Source organism: Arthrobacter sp. TmT3-37 (assembly GCF_054510835.1).
Genome location: NZ_JBTNDU010000002.1, coordinates 359,276 through 373,865 on the forward strand (window position 1 = coordinate 359,276; position 14,590 = coordinate 373,865).

The following is a 14,590-nucleotide window of genomic DNA, read 5'->3' on the forward strand; positions in this document are numbered from 1 at the left end:
GCGGCCGGGACCCGAGGGGGCCCGCCCGCCGTCATGCCGTGCAGGCGGAGTCAGCGGGTGCTGATCACCTTGGTGCGGTGGTCGTAGACGAACGTGATCGGACCGCCCGGATGGGTCAGGGCGATATTGGTGCCGTTGAACGCGCCACCGGCTCCGTAGTTCTCCGTCCAGGACCGGTTCAGGGCGGCCTTGTACTCGTAGCTGCCGGCGGGCAGCTCCTCGATCCCGAGGAGCCAGGTCTGCGATGCGGCGTCGAACGTCATCTGCGCCTGGTCGCACGCCGGGTCCCAGTCGGCACCGCAGCCCAGTTCGGAGTCGAGGCTGCCGGCCACCGCCACCGTCCCGGGCTGCTCGATGACCGATCCGACACGGACCGTCCTGGTATCGCTCACGGACGTACCGAGCACGGCCCGGTACTGCACCCGGGTGCCCTCCGCGAGGTCCAGGGAGGCGAGGTCGTCGACCGCCGTGTAGGTCGGCGACGAGTCGTCGGTGCCGATCGGGGTCCAGGCCCCACCCGCGATGCTGCGCTCGATCGTCACCGTGTACTCGGAGTCCCCGGGACTCGCCGTCGCGGTGACCTCGACGTCGCCCTGCACCTGCGTGCCCTCGGCGGGCAGGCCCATGGTGAGCCGGGGTGCGGAGACGACGGCCGACGCGGTCGGGCTCGTCCTCGTGTGCCGGCCGTTGTCGAGCACGACGGCGCGGTACTCGACGGCGGTCCCGACGGGCAGGGCGCTGGTGTCGTGGTAGACGCTGTAGGGGGCGTTGTCGTCGGTGCCGATGCTCGTCCAGCCGCCGCCGGGCGTGCGTGCCTCGAACGTGACCTCGTAGAACGAGGAGCCGGCGACGTCGGCCGCCACCCGGGTCCGGCCGTTGTCCTCGGCGGCAGGGGTGGGCTGCTGCAGTGCGATGGCCGGCGCCTTGCTCGAGTGCGGGACCTTCCCGGAGAGCTCGTACACCACGGTGGACAGTGCGGGGACGGTCACGCTCAGGGTGCCGTCGGCGGCCGACCTCGCACGCTTCGGCGCATCCCCGTACACGAGGCCGAAGCTGCGCTTCGCCGCGTAGGTGGGGATGGCTGCGGTCTGCGGCTCGGTGCTGTTGTTCAGCGCCACGACGTACTCACGCTGCTCCTCGGCATCCGTCCGCGAGAACGCGTAGATGCCGGGGCCGTCCGCGGCGTAGCGGTGCTGGTGGGCGCCGTCGCGCAGGGCCGGGTGCTCCGCGGTGACCCCGGCGAGCGTGGCGATGCCGCGGTAGAGCGGGTGGCCGGTGTCGAAGTTGTCGGTCGCATGCGTCGCGGCGGTGCCTAGCAGGTCGTCGTCGAGGTACTCGGGCACCTGGCTCGCGAACAGCGTCTGGCGTGCGTCCTGGTCACCGCCGGGGCCGGTGAAGCCCTGCTCGTCGCCGTAGTAGATCACAGGGTTGCCGCGCGAGAAGTACATGAGCTCGTGCGCGAGGGTGTCCCGGGCCAGCAGCTCGTCCTCGGCGGCGCCCGGGTTGTCGGCGGTGAGGAAGCTGCCGATCCGCCCCATGTCGTGGTTCCCCAGGAACGTCGGAAGGCTGTACGCGTTGGAGTCCGCATCGGTGTACCAGTCGTCGCCGGCGAACAAGGCCTGCAGGTCCGAGGCGGGAGCACCCTGGGACGCATAGCCCCGCGCCGCCGCCTGGAACGGGAAGTCGAGCACGGACTGCATGCGGTTGCGCGTGGTGAACTGCGAGGTGAAGGACTTGGTGGTGTCGAAGACCTCGCCGAACATGAAGAACTCGTCCTTGCCCTGCTCCTGGGCGTAGGAGAGCACCTCGGGACCGAAGGCCTGCCAGAACTCGTCGTTCACGTGCTTCATGGTGTCGATCCGGAAGCCGTCGACGCCGAAGTCCGCGATCCACGTCTTGTAGATGTCGATCATGCCGTCGACCACCCGGGGGTTCTCGGTGGAGAGGTCGTCGAGCCCGAAGAAGTCGCCGTAGTAGGCGTCCTCACCGGCGAAGGTCGTGTCGCCCCGGTTGTGGTAGAGCGTCGGGTCGTTCAGCCACTCGGGGACCTTCAGGTCGCGGTCGGCCTCCGGGACCACGGGGACGTACGGGAACGACGTCGCGGCGTCGAGTGCCGGGAAGGTGCCCGTGCCCGCGTAGTCGCGGTCGTCGAACGCGGCACCGTCGGCGTCGCGGTAGGGCTCCTCGTCCTTCGAGATGTACGGTGCCCGCTCTCCGGCGTCGTACCCGATCACGTCGGCCGTGTGATTGGTGATGATGTCGAAGTAGACCTTCATGCCGCGCTCGTGGGCGGCGTCGATGAGGGCCTTCAGGTCCTCGTTGGAGCCGAGGTGCGGGTCGATCTGCGTGAAGTCGGTGATCCAGTAGCCGTGATAGCCGGCGGAGTCGTCCTCCGGCTGGACGGCACGGTTCTTGAAGCTCGGGGTGAGCCAGATGGACGTGGTCCCCATGCCCTGGATGTAGTCGAGCTCCTGCAGCAGGCCCTGGAGGTCCCCGCCGTTGTAGTAGCCCTTGCGGGTGGGGTCGAAGCCGGACACCGACGGATCGGGTCCCAGCCCGCCGTCGTCGTTGGCCGTGCTGCCGTTCCGGAAGCGGTCGGCCATGACGAAGTAGAAGTTCTCGTCGGTGACGGCGGAGCGGAGGGAGTGCCGGGCTTCGGCCGCCGGCGGGGAGCCTGGATCCTCGGGTGCGGCGGTGGCGGGCAGTGCCGTGACGGAGCCGGCAACGAGGGCGGTCAGCACGACGACGGTGGCGTGGCGAGGTTTCACATGTCTCCTTCGTGGGAAAGGACCAGCGTGTCCCACGTCACAGGAGGAGTCAATCCTGCGCGGCCCGGTCGGCCCCTGAAGTTGCCTGGGGCACCGGTAGGGTGGGGGAGGCCTCCGGCCACTCCGATCTCGAACACCGTTGGGACTCTCATGAACACCTCGCGCATCGCGGCCACCGCCGCCCTCACCCTGCTGGCGCTCACAGCCTGCGCCGGCACCCCCGAGTCCACGCCGGCGACCCCGGCCGGGACCGGACCGTCCCCCGCCAGCTCCTCCGCCGCAGCCTCGAACATCCAGCGGCCCGCGACCAACGACCTCGTCGGGGAGGTGTCCGCCGAGGGCGCCCGGGCGTTCCTGTACTACTACTTCGACCTCAAGGCCTATGTCCTGCAGACCGGGGACGCGGCCGCCGTGCTCGAGGTCCTCGACGGAGCGGCGAGCGAGCAGGCCGAGGCGGAACGGCTGGAGGCCGTGTACGACGGCGGCGGGTGGGTGCTCGGCGGCCAGCCCAAGGTGAAGAACGTCTACCTCACCACGCCGGAGGACGAGGTGGCGGAGGGCGCCGATGTCACCGCCCTGATCCCCGTCAACCCCGACGCCTACACCGAGTTCGCGGAGGACGGTGCCGTCGCCGAGCAGCGCCCGTTCTCGCCGGCCGGCACCATCTACACCGCCACCGTCCGCTACGCCGACGGCGCGTGGAAGGTCACCTCGCTCGAGGAGACCCCGGACGCGGTCCTGCCCGAGGCCTAGCCCGCACCTGCGGCCCGCGACGAGGAAGGGGTGCCACCGCCACGGCGGTGGGACCCCTCGTCGTCCCGGGCCGGTCAGCGCAGCGTGGCGTTCCGGGTCTCGGGGGCGTTGAAGGCCATGAACACGACGGCGAGGAGCACCAGTCCGCCGGTCAGGGCGAACGTGAGCGGCAGGCCGAGGTAGGGCCACAGGAGCGTCCCGAAGATCAGGGGGACCAGGCCCGCGCCGATCCGGGAGATGGTCGACGCCCAGCCGAACCCGCTGCCGCGCAGCTCCGTCGGGTACAGCTCCGAGACGTAGGTGTAGAGGACGGGGATGGCCACCTGCACCACGAAACCGAAGCCCAGCAGCCATGCCGTGGCGGCGGCGGGCAGGTCGAGCGTCAGCGCGAAGACGACCAGGAGCGCGGCGGAGCCGGGACCCGTGACAGCCAGCAGCCACTTGCGGCCCACGCGCTCCACGAGGAGGGCGGCCGCGATCACCCCCAGGAAACCTACGCCGGTCATGAACGTGGTCGTGATGAAGGCGACCGACTGCGCGTAGCCCGAGGCGATGAGGATCCGCGGCATCCACGTCAGGGCACCGTAGTAGACGAGCAGGATGGTCAGGAACAGGCTCCAGGCCGTGAGGGTGATGCGCCAGTCGTAGCGCCACAGCCCCGCCAGCTGGCCCGAGACACTGCCGAGCGAGAGCCGGGGCGTCTGCTCGGGCTCCGGCAGGCGCCATTCCCGCTGCTCCGCGCCGGTCCGGGCCACCAGGTCGTCGATGACCGTCCTGGCCTCCTCGCCCCGGCCGCGCTGCACGAGGTAGAGCGGCGATTCGGGGACGCCGCGCCGCACCCAGAAGACGAGGAGTGCCGGGAGCACCATGACGAGCATCGCGTAGCGCCAGCTGCCCGACTGGGCCACGACCACCGTCGTGACCACCCCGCACAGGAAGGCGCCGACGGGCCACCACGCATCCATCGCGGTGAGGACCCGGCCGCGCTGCCGCCGGGGCGTGAACTCGCCGACCAGGGCGTAGTCCACGGGGATGCAGCCGCCGAGGCCGAAGCCCGCGAGGAACCGGAACACGCAGAACCAGACGATGTCCGGGGAGAACGCCCCCAGCACGGTGAAGACCGAGAAGACGAGCAGCGTGAGGGTGAAGGCCCGCTTGCGACCGATGATGTCGGCGACCGAGCCCCAGGCGAAGGCCCCGACCGCCATGCCGATGAGGTTCGACGTCGCGACCCAGGCCGCCTGGCCGGAGGACAGGCCCCAGTCGTCGATCAGGAGGGGGATCAGGTAGGCGTTGAGGGTCACGTCCCAGGCGTCGAACATGAAGCCGAGGCCGCCGATGAGGAAGATCTTCCCCTGGACCTTCCAGCGCCAGGGGAGATCCTGCACCACCTGGTCACCGGTGGGGAGTTGCGTATGGGTGTTCATGATGCCTTCTCGGAGGGTGCTGTTCTGCCAGAACTGTACCGCCAGCCACCCGGGACCCCGTGCCGTCCCCTCGCGACCGGGCAGGGCCGCACCTATAGACTTGGTGCCGACCCCAGCGACGCTCTACTGACGGAGATCTGCGTGAGCCTGACCCACCTCGACCGTGTCCCCATCCGCCGAGCACTGATCTCGGTGTTCGACAAGACCGGCCTGGAGGAGCTGGCGCAGGGCCTGCACCGTGCGGGCGTCTCCATCGTCTCCACCGGCTCGACGGCGCAGCGCATCGCCGCCGCAGGTGTCCCCGTCACCGAGGTGTCCGAGGTGACCGGATTCGCCGAGACCCTCGACGGGCGCGTGAAGACCCTGCACCCCAAGGTCCACGCCGGCATCCTCGCGGACCGCCGCCGGCAGGAGCACGTCGACCAGCTCGCCGAGCTCGACATCGAGGCGTTCGACCTCGTGGTGGTGAACCTGTACCCCTTCGTCGAGACGGTGCGCTCGGGCGCGGAGCCCGACGCCGTCGTCGAGCAGATCGACATCGGTGGACCCGCCATGGTGCGGTCCGCCGCGAAGAACCACCCGTCGGTCGCCGTCGTCGTGGACCCCGCCCGCTACGGTGACGTGGTCACGGCGGCCGCGGAGGGCGGCTTCGACCTGAAGGCACGACGCCGGCTGGCCGCCCTCGCCTTCGCGCACACCGCCGCGTACGACACCGCCGTCGCGTCCTGGACCGCCGAGCAGTTCGAGACCGACGACGACGCCTTCACCTGGCCGGGCTACGCGGGCCTCGCGCTCGAGCGCTCCGAGGTGCTCCGCTACGGCGAGAACCCGCACCAGCAGGCGGCACTGTACGTGGAGAAGGGCGCCACGCCGGGCATCGCCCAGGCCGACCAGCTCCACGGCAAGGCCATGAGCTACAACAACTTCGTCGATGCCGACGCCGCCCTCCGGGCGGCCTTCGACTTCGAGGAGCCCGCGGTCGCGATCATCAAGCACGCCAACCCGTGCGGGGTCGCGGTCGGCTCGGCAGACGCCGAGGACCCCATCGCCGACGCCCACGCCAAGGCCCACGCCTGCGACCCGGTGTCGGCGTTCGGCGGGGTCATCGCCGCGAACCGCGAGGTGACCGCCGGCATGGCCGCCACGGTGAAGGACATCTTCACGGAGGTCGTGATCGCGCCGTCGTTCTCCGCCGGGGCCGTCGAGATCCTCTCGCAGAAGAAGAACATCCGGCTCCTGACCCTGCCCGAGGGCTACGGCCGGAACCCCGTGGAGTTCCGCCAGGTCTCCGGAGGGGTGCTCCTTCAGGTCGCGGACACGCTCGACGCCGACGGCGACGACCCCTCCGGCTGGACCCTGGCCGCCGGGAAGGCCGCCGACGACGCCACGCTCGCCGACCTCCGCTTCGCCTGGAAGGCCTGCCGGGCCGCGAAGTCCAACGCCATCCTGCTGGCGAAGGACGGCGCAGCCGTGGGTGTGGGCATGGGCCAGGTCAACCGCGTGGACTCCTGCAGGCTCGCCGTCGAGCGCGCCAACTCGCTCGCCGACGCCGAGCGTGCCCGCGGCTCGGTCGCGGCGTCCGACGCGTTCTTCCCCTTCGCGGACGGACTGCAGATCCTGCTCGACGCCGGTGTCCGCGCCGTCGTCCAGCCGGGCGGCTCGGTGCGCGACCAGGAGGTCATCGACGCGGCGGACGCGGCCGGCGTGACGCTGTACCTGACCGGCGCACGCCACTTCTTCCACTGACCTCCCCGCAGGCGCGCCGGCGGCTCCGGCCACCGGCGACCTGCGGGATACACCCGTCGACGCCGTCGTTCCATCGGGTCCGCCGTTAGGCGATGCCTCGGGGACCTCGGTAAGTTAGAGCCGATGGGCAAGCCCCAACCGACCGCACAACGCAAGAGCACCAGGGAGACGCCACCCATGGCCAAGATCATCTACACCCACACCGACGAGGCGCCGATGTTGGCCACCTACTCGTTCCTGCCGATCATCGAGGCGTTCGCCTCCACGGCGGGTGTCGAGGTGGAGACCCGCGACATCTCGCTCTCGGGCCGCATCATCGCCCTCTTCGGCGATCACCTCACCGAGGACCAGCGACAGGCGGACGCGCTCGCGGAACTCGGCGCACTGGCGAAGACGCCGGACGCCAACATCATCAAGCTGCCCAACATCAGCGCCTCCATCCCGCAGCTCAAGGCCGCCATCACCGAGCTCCAGGGACAGGGCTACGCGCTGCCGGACTATCCCGACCACCCCTCGACGGACGAGGAGAAGGAGGTCCGCGCGCGGTACGACAAGGTCAAGGGCAGCGCCGTGAACCCCGTCCTCCGCGAGGGGAACTCGGACCGCCGGGCTCCCGCGTCGGTCAAGAACTACGCACGCCAGAACCCGCACAGCATGGGTGCCTGGACGCCGGAGTCCAGGACGAACGTCGCGCACATGACGGGCGACGACTTCCGCTCCAACGAGCAGTCCGTCGTGATCCCCGCCGACGGCACGATCTCGATCCAGCACGTCGCCGCGGACGGTTCCGTGACGGTCCTCAAGGACTCCTTCCCGGTCCTCGCCGGCGAGGTCGTCGACGGAACGGTCATGCGGGCCGAAGCACTCAACAGCTTCCTGAAGGCCTCCGTCGCCCGCGCCAAGGAGGAGGGCGTGCTCTTCTCGGCACACCTCAAGGCCACCATGATGAAGGTCTCGGACCCCATCATCTTCGGCCACGTGGTCCGCGCCTTCCTGCCCGAGCTCTTCGAGACCTACGGTGAGCAGCTGACGGCTGCCGGCCTGAGCCCGAACAACGGCCTGGCGTCCATCCTCGGCGGCCTCGACAAGCTTCCCGAGGACGTGCGCGAGGGAGTGCAGCAGGCGATCTCGAAGGGCATGGAGGACGGCCCGGCGATCGCCATGGTCGATTCCGACAAGGGCATCACCAACCTCCACGTGCCGAGCGACGTCATCGTCGACGCCTCCATGCCGGCGATGATCCGCTCGTCGGGCCACATGTGGGGACCGGACGGCAAGGAAGCGGACACGCTGGCCGTCATCCCCGACAGCAGCTACGCCGGCATCTACCAGGTCGTCCTGGACGACTGCCGTGCCCACGGCGCCTTCGACCCGACCACCATGGGCACCGTCCCCAACGTCGGCCTCATGGCGCAGGCGGCCGAGGAGTACGGCAGCCACGACAAGACCTTCGAGATCCCCGCGGCCGGCACGGTCCAGATCCTCGACGCCGACGGCTCCGTGCTGATCGAGCACGACGTCGCGCCCGGCGACATCTGGCGCGCCTGCCAGACCAAGGACGCGCCCATCCTCGACTGGGTGAAGCTCGCCGTCACGCGCGCCCGTGCCTCGGCGACGCCCGCGGTGTTCTGGCTCGACGAGAGCCGCGCGCACGATGCGAACCTGATCGCCAAGGTCCAGGCCTACCTGGCGGAGCACGACACGGACGACGTCGAACTGCAGATCATGACGCCCGTCGACGCGACGGCCTTCACGCTCGAGCGCATCCGCAGGGGCGAGGACACCATCTCGGTGACCGGCAACGTGCTGCGCGACTACCTGACGGACCTGTTCCCCATCCTCGAGCTCGGCACGAGCGCCAAGATGCTCTCCGTGGTACCGCTGATGAACGGCGGTGGACTCTTCGAGACCGGCGCCGGCGGGTCCGCTCCGAAGCACGTGCAGCAGCTCGTGAAGGAGAACCACCTCCGGTGGGACAGCCTGGGTGAGTTCCTCGCCCTGGCGGTCAGCTTCGAGCACCTGGCGACGTCGACGGGCAACGCCCGCGCGCAGATCCTCGCCGACACGCTGGACCGCGCCACCGGCACGTTCCTGCTCGAGAACAAGTCGCCCAGCCGCCGCGTCGGCGAGATCGACAACCGCGGCAGCCACTACTTCCTCGCCCGCTACTGGGCCGAGGAGCTGGCCCGGCAGGAGCAGGACGCCGAACTCGCCGAGAGCTTCTCCCGCGTCGCGGAGGCGCTGACGGGCAACGAGGACACCATCGTGGCCGAGCTGCTCGCCGTGCAGGGCTCACCCGCGGACATCGGCGGCTACTTCCACCCCGACGTCACGAAGGTCACCGAGGTGATGCGTCCCTCCGCCAAGCTGTCGGAGGTCCTCGCGATCCTCGCCCGGTAGGCTCCGTCGCTCCAGCCGGTGGACCGGAGTCCACCGGCGCAGGCGACGTTCCGGGACACGGACGGGCTCCCGCGGTAGCGACCGCGGGGGCCCGTCCTTCGATGCCCGACTGCCGGGGACGATGCTGGCGGACCGTCAGACGGAGTCGTTCGCGTAGCGCAGCCCGATCTGGGCCCGTACGCCGTCGAGCAGGCGCATGGTCCTCACCGTGTCACCGACGGGCATCGTGGGGCTCTCGGTCAGCCCCTGCTGGATGCAGCGCGTGACCTCGCGCAGTTCGTAGGTGTACCCGGCGCCGACCTGCTCGAAGTGCTCCACCCTCGGCTCCTCCTGACCGATCCGGACGGTCAGTTCCTTCGGGTTGTGGAGGTTTCCGCCACCGGTCTTCAGCCAGCCCTTCGATCCGGCGACCGTCGCCTGGCCCGGGCAGGAGGCGACGAGCGACGACGACAGCTGGGCGTACGCCCCGTTCCCGTAGCTCAGGGTGACGGCGTTCTGCACGTCGACGCCGTCGCTGTTCAGCGTTCCGAGCGCGGAGACGGAGTCCGGGAAGCCGAGGGAGCCCAGGGCCCAGGTGAGCGGGTAGACCGTGAGGTCCATCAGGGCACCGCCCCCGGCCTTCGGGTCCCAGAGGCGGCTGCCGGGATCCTGCGGTGCGGGGAATCCGAGGTCTCCCTGTACCCACCGGATCTCGCCCAGCTCGCCGGAGGCGATGATCTCCCAGGCACGGTTGATGCTCGGCAGGAAGCGCGTCCAGACCGCCTCCATGAGGAAGAGCCCGCGCTCGGCCGCCAGTCCTGCCAGTTCCTCCGCCTCGGTGGCGTTGATGGTGAACGGCTTCTCGCACAGCACGTGCTTGCCGGCGGTCAGTGCGGCCTTCGCGACGTCGTAGTGCTGGGCGTGCGGCGTCGTGATGTAGACGACCTCCACCTCGGGATCGTCCATGAGCCGCTGGTATCCCGTGACCCCGCCGTCGTCACCGTAGCTGGTGGCGAACCCGAAGCGGTCGGCGAAGGCGGCGGCGCTGTCCGCACTGCGGGAACTGACGGCGTGCAGCACGGCGTCCTCGAGCAGCGCGATGTCCTGGGTGACCTTGGCGGCGATCCCGCCCGTGGCGACGACACCCCACGTGAGGGGACGGCCGGTGGCGTCGATCGGACTGGGGGCGCCTGCTTCGGCGCAGGGGGGAACGGCGATGCGGTTCTGGAGGTTCATGGACCTATCCTTGCCGCTGCGGTGGTCCCGCGTCCATCGCCGGGAGACGCCGCGCGTGGACGGGTCGGCGGCGGCGTGCTTGCGACGCGGACGGTCGCCGCGTCCCGGACGCGCATGCGGTCCTCCAGGGGGCCGGCAGGGCCGGAGACGAAGGAAGCGCCCCGGCCTGGGCCGGGGCGCTTCGGGTACTGCTGCCGGACGGATCCGGATCGGTGCTACTTGGTGAGTGCCGACAGCGTGGGATCGTCGGCGTACGCCTCCGCGGCGTTGTCCTTGGTGACGATCTGCGGCTCGAGGAGGTAGGCGGGAACGGTCTTCACGCCGTTCTCGTAGGAGTCGGGATCGTTGATCTCGAGTTCCTCGCCGGCCTGCAGGCCGTTCACCATCTCGATGGCGTGCTCGACCAGGGCACGGGTGTCCTTGTTGATCGTGGAGTACTGCTTGCCCTCCATGATGGACTTCACGGACTCGACCTCGGAGTCCTGGCCGGTCACGACGGGGAGCGTCTTGCCTGCACCCTCGACCGAGGTCAGGATGGCGCGGGCCAGCGTGTCGTTGGGGGAGAGGACGCCGTCGAGCTCCTCGGTCCCGTAGCTGCCCGAGAGCAGCGTGTCCATGCGCTTCTGGGCGTTCTCCGCCTTCCAGCCCTGGGTCACGGCCTGCTCGAAGGTCTCCTGGCCCGATACGACGACGAGGTTGCCGTTGTCGATCTCGGGCTGGAGGACGCTCATGGCACCGTCGAAGAAGACCTTCGCGTTGGCGTCGTCGGGCGATCCGGCGAACAGCTCGACGTTGTAGGGGCCCTCGGGCTTGGCGGCCTTCATGCCGTCGAGGAGGGCCTGGCCCTGCAGCTCGCCGACCTTGAAGTTGTCGTAGGCCACGTAGTAGTCCACGGCGTCGGTGTTGAGGAGCAGGCGGTCGTAGGCCACGACCGTGATGCCGGCCTCCTTCGCCTGGGCGAGCTGGGTGCCCAGCTGCGCGCCGTCGATGGCGCCGACGACGAGGACCTTCACGCCGTTGGTGATCATGGAGCTGATCTGGTTCTGCTGCTCGGCGACGCCGCCGTTCGCGAACTGTACGTCCGGCTCGTAGCCGGCCTCGGTCAGGCCGTCGTTGAAGAGCTGCTCCGCGAGGACCCAGTTCTCCGACGTCTTCTGCGGGAGTGCGACGCCGATGGCGGACCCCGTCTCGAAACCGGCGGCTGCAGATTCGCCGCCCTCGGTCGCGGGGGCCGCCTCTTCGCGGCCGCATCCTGTCAGCGCCAGTGCTGATATCGCAGCGATGGCTGCGACGGACTTTGCGAATTTACGCATTTCCATTCTCTTTCTATTGCTCTTGCTGTGTGGACGGGTGGAGCGTTGTCGCCCGGGAAGCCGGTTCCATCCGGTTCCTAGACGTCGTGGGAGATGACTTCCTTCGTTCCGACGGCCTGTTCCGTGGGAGCAGGCCGGGGATCGGGGGTGCCGGCCTTCGCGCCGCCGCCACCTCCGCCGAAGTTCCTGGTGAGCAGGCCGATGATGGACGGCTTGCCCTGGCTCTTGTTGTAGACGTCGAAGGCGACGGCGACGAGGAGGACGATGCCCTTGATGATCTGGGTGTCGTCGGCGCCTGCGCCGAGCAGCTGGAGTCCGTTGTTGAGGACGGCCATGACGAGGCCGCCGATAATGGATCCGACCACGGTCCCCACGCCACCGGTGACGGCAGCGCCGCCGATGAACACGGCCGCGATGGCGTCGAGTTCCCAGCCGACGCCGTCGGACGGGCCGGACGCCGTGGAGCGGCCGACGAAGATCATGCCGGCGAGGGCGGCGAGGATGGACATGTTCATCATGACCATGAAGTTCACGCGCTTGCTCTGCACACCGGAGAGTTCGGCCGCGTGGCGGTTGCCGCCGACGGCGTAGACGTGGCGGCCGAGGATCGTCTTGTTGGAGATGAAGGCGTAGATGATCACGAGGACGCCGAGGATCAGGCCGGGGACGGGGAAGGAGGTGCCGGGGCGACCGGTCGCGAACAGGTACGTCGCGTAGAGGATGACGGCGGAGAGCAGGACGACCTTGGTGACGGGGACCCACATGGGGGGGACGTCGGCCTTGATCCTCTCGAGCTTGCGGCGGCCGCGGAACTCGCTGTAGATCACGAATGCCACGAGGGCGAAGCCGATCAGGAGGGTCAGGTTGTTGTAGCCGGTGGTGGGGCCGACCTCCGGGAGGTAGCCCGCGCCGAGGTACCGGAAGCCCTCGGGCACCGGGACGGTGAGGGAGTTGCCGACCGACTGGTTGGCGCCACGGAACAGGAGCATGCCGGCGAGCGTGACGATGAACGCCGGTATGCCCACGTAGGCGACCCAGAAACCCTGCCAGATCCCGATGACCGCGCCGAGGACCAGGCCCAGGAGCACGCCGAGGTACCAGGGGATACCCCAGTCCCGCATCGCGATCGCGACGACGATGCCGACGAACGCAGCGATGGACCCGACGGAGAGGTCGATGTGCCCGGCGATGATCACGAGGACCATGCCGATCGCCAGGATCAGGATGTAGGAGTTGCCGTTGAAGAGGTTCATCATGTTCACGGACGTGAGCGTCTTGCCGCCCGTGCGCCACTGGAAGAACACGACGAGCGCGACCAGGGCGAAGATCATCCCGAACTGGCGGGTGTTCCCGCCGAATATTTGTTTGAGGGAATTCATGGTGTCTTTCCTAGGGAGCTACGGTCAGGCAGATTTCCTGCTGGCGGTCATGAGTTTCATCAGGGATTCCTGGTTCGCGTCCTCACGGGTCACTTCTCCCGTGATCGCGCCTTCGAAGATGGTGTAGATGCGGTCCGAGAGGCCGAGCAGTTCGGGCAGCTCCGAGGAGATGACGATCACGCCCTTGCCCTGGTCCGCGAGTTTCTGGATGATGCCGTAGATCTCGTACTTCGCCCCGACGTCGATCCCGCGGGTGGGTTCGTCGAGGATGAGCAGCTCGGGGTCGGTGAACATCCACTTCGCGAGGACCACCTTCTGCTGGTTGCCGCCCGAGAGCTTGGCGACGCCCTCGTTGACGCTCGGCGTCTTGGTGCGCAGCGACTTCCGGTACTCCTCGGCAACGCGGAACTCCTCGTCCTTGTCGACGACGAGGCCGTTGGTGATCTTCTTCAGGTCGGCGGACACCGTGGTGGTCTTGATGTCGTCGAGCAGGTTCAGGCCGAGGGACTTGCGGTCCTCGGTCACGTAGGCGAGCCCGGCGTCGATCGCCTGGGGGACCGAGCGCAGCGTGACCTCCCTGCCGTTGATGAGGATCTGCCCGGACTTGAAGTTGCCGTAGGAGCGTCCGAAGACGGAGCGGGCGAGCTCCGTGCGTCCTGCACCCATCAGGCCGGCGAAACCGACGATCTCGCCGCGGCGGACATGGAAGCTGGAGTTCTTGCACACCAGGCGGTCGGCCACCGAGGGGTGGCCGACGGTCCAGTTGCGGACCTCGAAGAAGGTCTCGCCGATCGTCGGGGTGTGGTCCGGGAAGCGGGATTCCAGGGACCGGCCCACCATGCCGCGGATGATGCGGTCCTCGTCGACGCCGTCGTCCTTGACGTGCAGCGTCTCGATCGACTTGCCGTCACGGATGATGGTGATCGAATCGGCGATCTGCTCGATCTCGTTCAGCTTGTGGGAGATCATGATGCACGAGATGCCCTTGGAGCGCAGGCCTGCCATGAGGTCGAGGAGGTGCTGCGAGTCGGACTCGTTCAGGGCCGCGGTGGGCTCGTCGAGGATGAGGAGCTTCACGGACTTGTTGAGGGCCTTGGCGATCTCGACCAGCTGCTGCTTGCCGACGCCGATGTCCTTGACCTTGGTGGTCGGGTCCTCGCTGAGGCCCACGCGGGCCATGAGCTCCAGCGTGGTCCGGTTGACGTAGTCCCAGTCGATCACGCCGAAGCGGGTGGGCTCGTTGCCGAGGAAGATGTTCTCGGCGATGGAGAGCTCGGGGATCAGGGCCAGTTCCTGGTGGATGATGACGATGCCCGCGGCCTCGCTGGAGCGGATGTCCTTGAACTGGACCTCCTCGCCCTGGAAGACGATGTCGCCCGAGTAGTCGCCGTAGGGGTAGAGCCCCGAGAGGACCTTCATGAGCGTGGACTTGCCGGCACCGTTCTCGCCGCAGATGGCGTGGATCTCGCCTGCTCGGACCGCCAGCGACACGTCGGAGAGGGCTTTGACTCCCGGGAATTCCTTGGTGATGGAACGCATCTCAAGGATGGTGTGGTTCTTCATGGAGCCTCCCGCAGTGACGGCGTTGT

Annotated in this window: 9 protein-coding genes; 3 read left to right on the top strand and 6 right to left on the bottom strand. The window is 68.9% G+C overall.

Annotated elements, in window-relative coordinates:
* Positions 1 to 50 precede the first annotated feature (50 nt).
* Positions 51 to 2,768 (bottom strand): alpha-amylase family glycosyl hydrolase, encoded by a 2,718-nt coding sequence (locus tag ACX80U_RS04485; RefSeq protein WP_459267562.1) that lies wholly within the window; start codon positions 2,766 to 2,768, stop codon positions 51 to 53.
* Between the two features lie 150 nt (positions 2,769 to 2,918).
* Here ACX80U_RS04485 and ACX80U_RS04490 point away from each other — a divergent pair, with 150 nt between their 5' ends.
* On the top strand, positions 2,919 to 3,521 hold the full coding sequence (locus ACX80U_RS04490; protein ID WP_459267563.1) for a DUF6318 family protein: 603 nt from the start codon (positions 2,919 to 2,921) through the stop codon (positions 3,519 to 3,521).
* Positions 3,522 to 3,595: 74 nt separating this feature from the next.
* On the opposite strand, the gene ACX80U_RS04495 is transcribed toward ACX80U_RS04490, so the two are convergent.
* Positions 3,596 to 4,948, bottom strand: a complete 1,353-nt coding sequence (locus ACX80U_RS04495) for an MFS transporter (protein ID WP_133082720.1) — start codon at positions 4,946 to 4,948, stop codon at positions 3,596 to 3,598.
* Positions 4,949 to 5,089: 141 nt separating this feature from the next.
* Between ACX80U_RS04495 and purH the strand changes: the two genes are divergently transcribed.
* Positions 5,090 to 6,694 (top strand): bifunctional phosphoribosylaminoimidazolecarboxamide formyltransferase/IMP cyclohydrolase, encoded by a 1,605-nt coding sequence (gene purH, locus ACX80U_RS04500; RefSeq protein WP_459267564.1) that lies wholly within the window; start codon positions 5,090 to 5,092, stop codon positions 6,692 to 6,694.
* Between the two features lie 177 nt (positions 6,695 to 6,871).
* A complete protein-coding gene (locus tag ACX80U_RS04505; protein ID WP_459267565.1) occupies positions 6,872 to 9,094 on the top strand; it encodes an NADP-dependent isocitrate dehydrogenase in 2,223 nt (740 codons plus the stop codon).
* A 135-nt stretch (positions 9,095 to 9,229) separates the two neighbouring features.
* On the opposite strand, the gene ACX80U_RS04510 is transcribed toward ACX80U_RS04505, so the two are convergent.
* From ACX80U_RS04510 to mmsA, 4 genes are all read right to left on the bottom strand, one after another.
* Complete coding sequence (locus tag ACX80U_RS04510; RefSeq protein WP_459267566.1) at positions 9,230 to 10,309, bottom strand: Gfo/Idh/MocA family protein; 1,080 nt, start codon at positions 10,307 to 10,309, stop codon at positions 9,230 to 9,232.
* Between the two features lie 215 nt (positions 10,310 to 10,524).
* Entirely contained in the window at positions 10,525 to 11,622 is a 1,098-nt protein-coding gene (locus ACX80U_RS04515) for a substrate-binding domain-containing protein (protein WP_459267567.1), read from the bottom strand.
* Positions 11,623 to 11,699: 77 nt separating this feature from the next.
* A complete protein-coding gene (gene mmsB / locus ACX80U_RS04520; protein WP_133082725.1) occupies positions 11,700 to 13,001 on the bottom strand; it encodes a multiple monosaccharide ABC transporter permease in 1,302 nt (433 codons plus the stop codon).
* 24 nt (positions 13,002 to 13,025) lie between these two features.
* The gene (gene mmsA, locus ACX80U_RS04525) at positions 13,026 to 14,564 is read right to left on the bottom strand and encodes a multiple monosaccharide ABC transporter ATP-binding protein (protein WP_133082726.1); all 1,539 of its coding nucleotides are present in this window, start codon (positions 14,562 to 14,564) and stop codon (positions 13,026 to 13,028) included.
* Between the last annotated feature and the right edge of the window lie 26 nt (positions 14,565 to 14,590).

Bases quoted from the DNA above. Each gene is read 5' to 3' on its own strand.
- ACX80U_RS04490 (WP_459267563.1), top strand. From the start codon at position 2,919: ATGAACACCTCGCGCATCGCGGCCACCGCCGCCCTCACCCTGCTGGCG.
- ACX80U_RS04495 (WP_133082720.1), bottom strand. From the start codon at position 4,948: ATGAACACCCATACGCAACTCCCCACCGGTGACCAGGTGGTGCAGGAT.
- ACX80U_RS04505 (WP_459267565.1), top strand. From the start codon at position 6,872: ATGGCCAAGATCATCTACACCCACACCGACGAGGCGCCGATGTTGGCC.
- ACX80U_RS04510 (WP_459267566.1), bottom strand. From the start codon at position 10,309: ATGAACCTCCAGAACCGCATCGCCGTTCCCCCCTGCGCCGAAGCAGGC.
- ACX80U_RS04515 (WP_459267567.1), bottom strand. From the start codon at position 11,622: ATGCGTAAATTCGCAAAGTCCGTCGCAGCCATCGCTGCGATATCAGCA.
- mmsB (WP_133082725.1), bottom strand. From the start codon at position 13,001: ATGAATTCCCTCAAACAAATATTCGGCGGGAACACCCGCCAGTTCGGG.
- mmsA (WP_133082726.1), bottom strand. From the start codon at position 14,564: ATGAAGAACCACACCATCCTTGAGATGCGTTCCATCACCAAGGAATTC.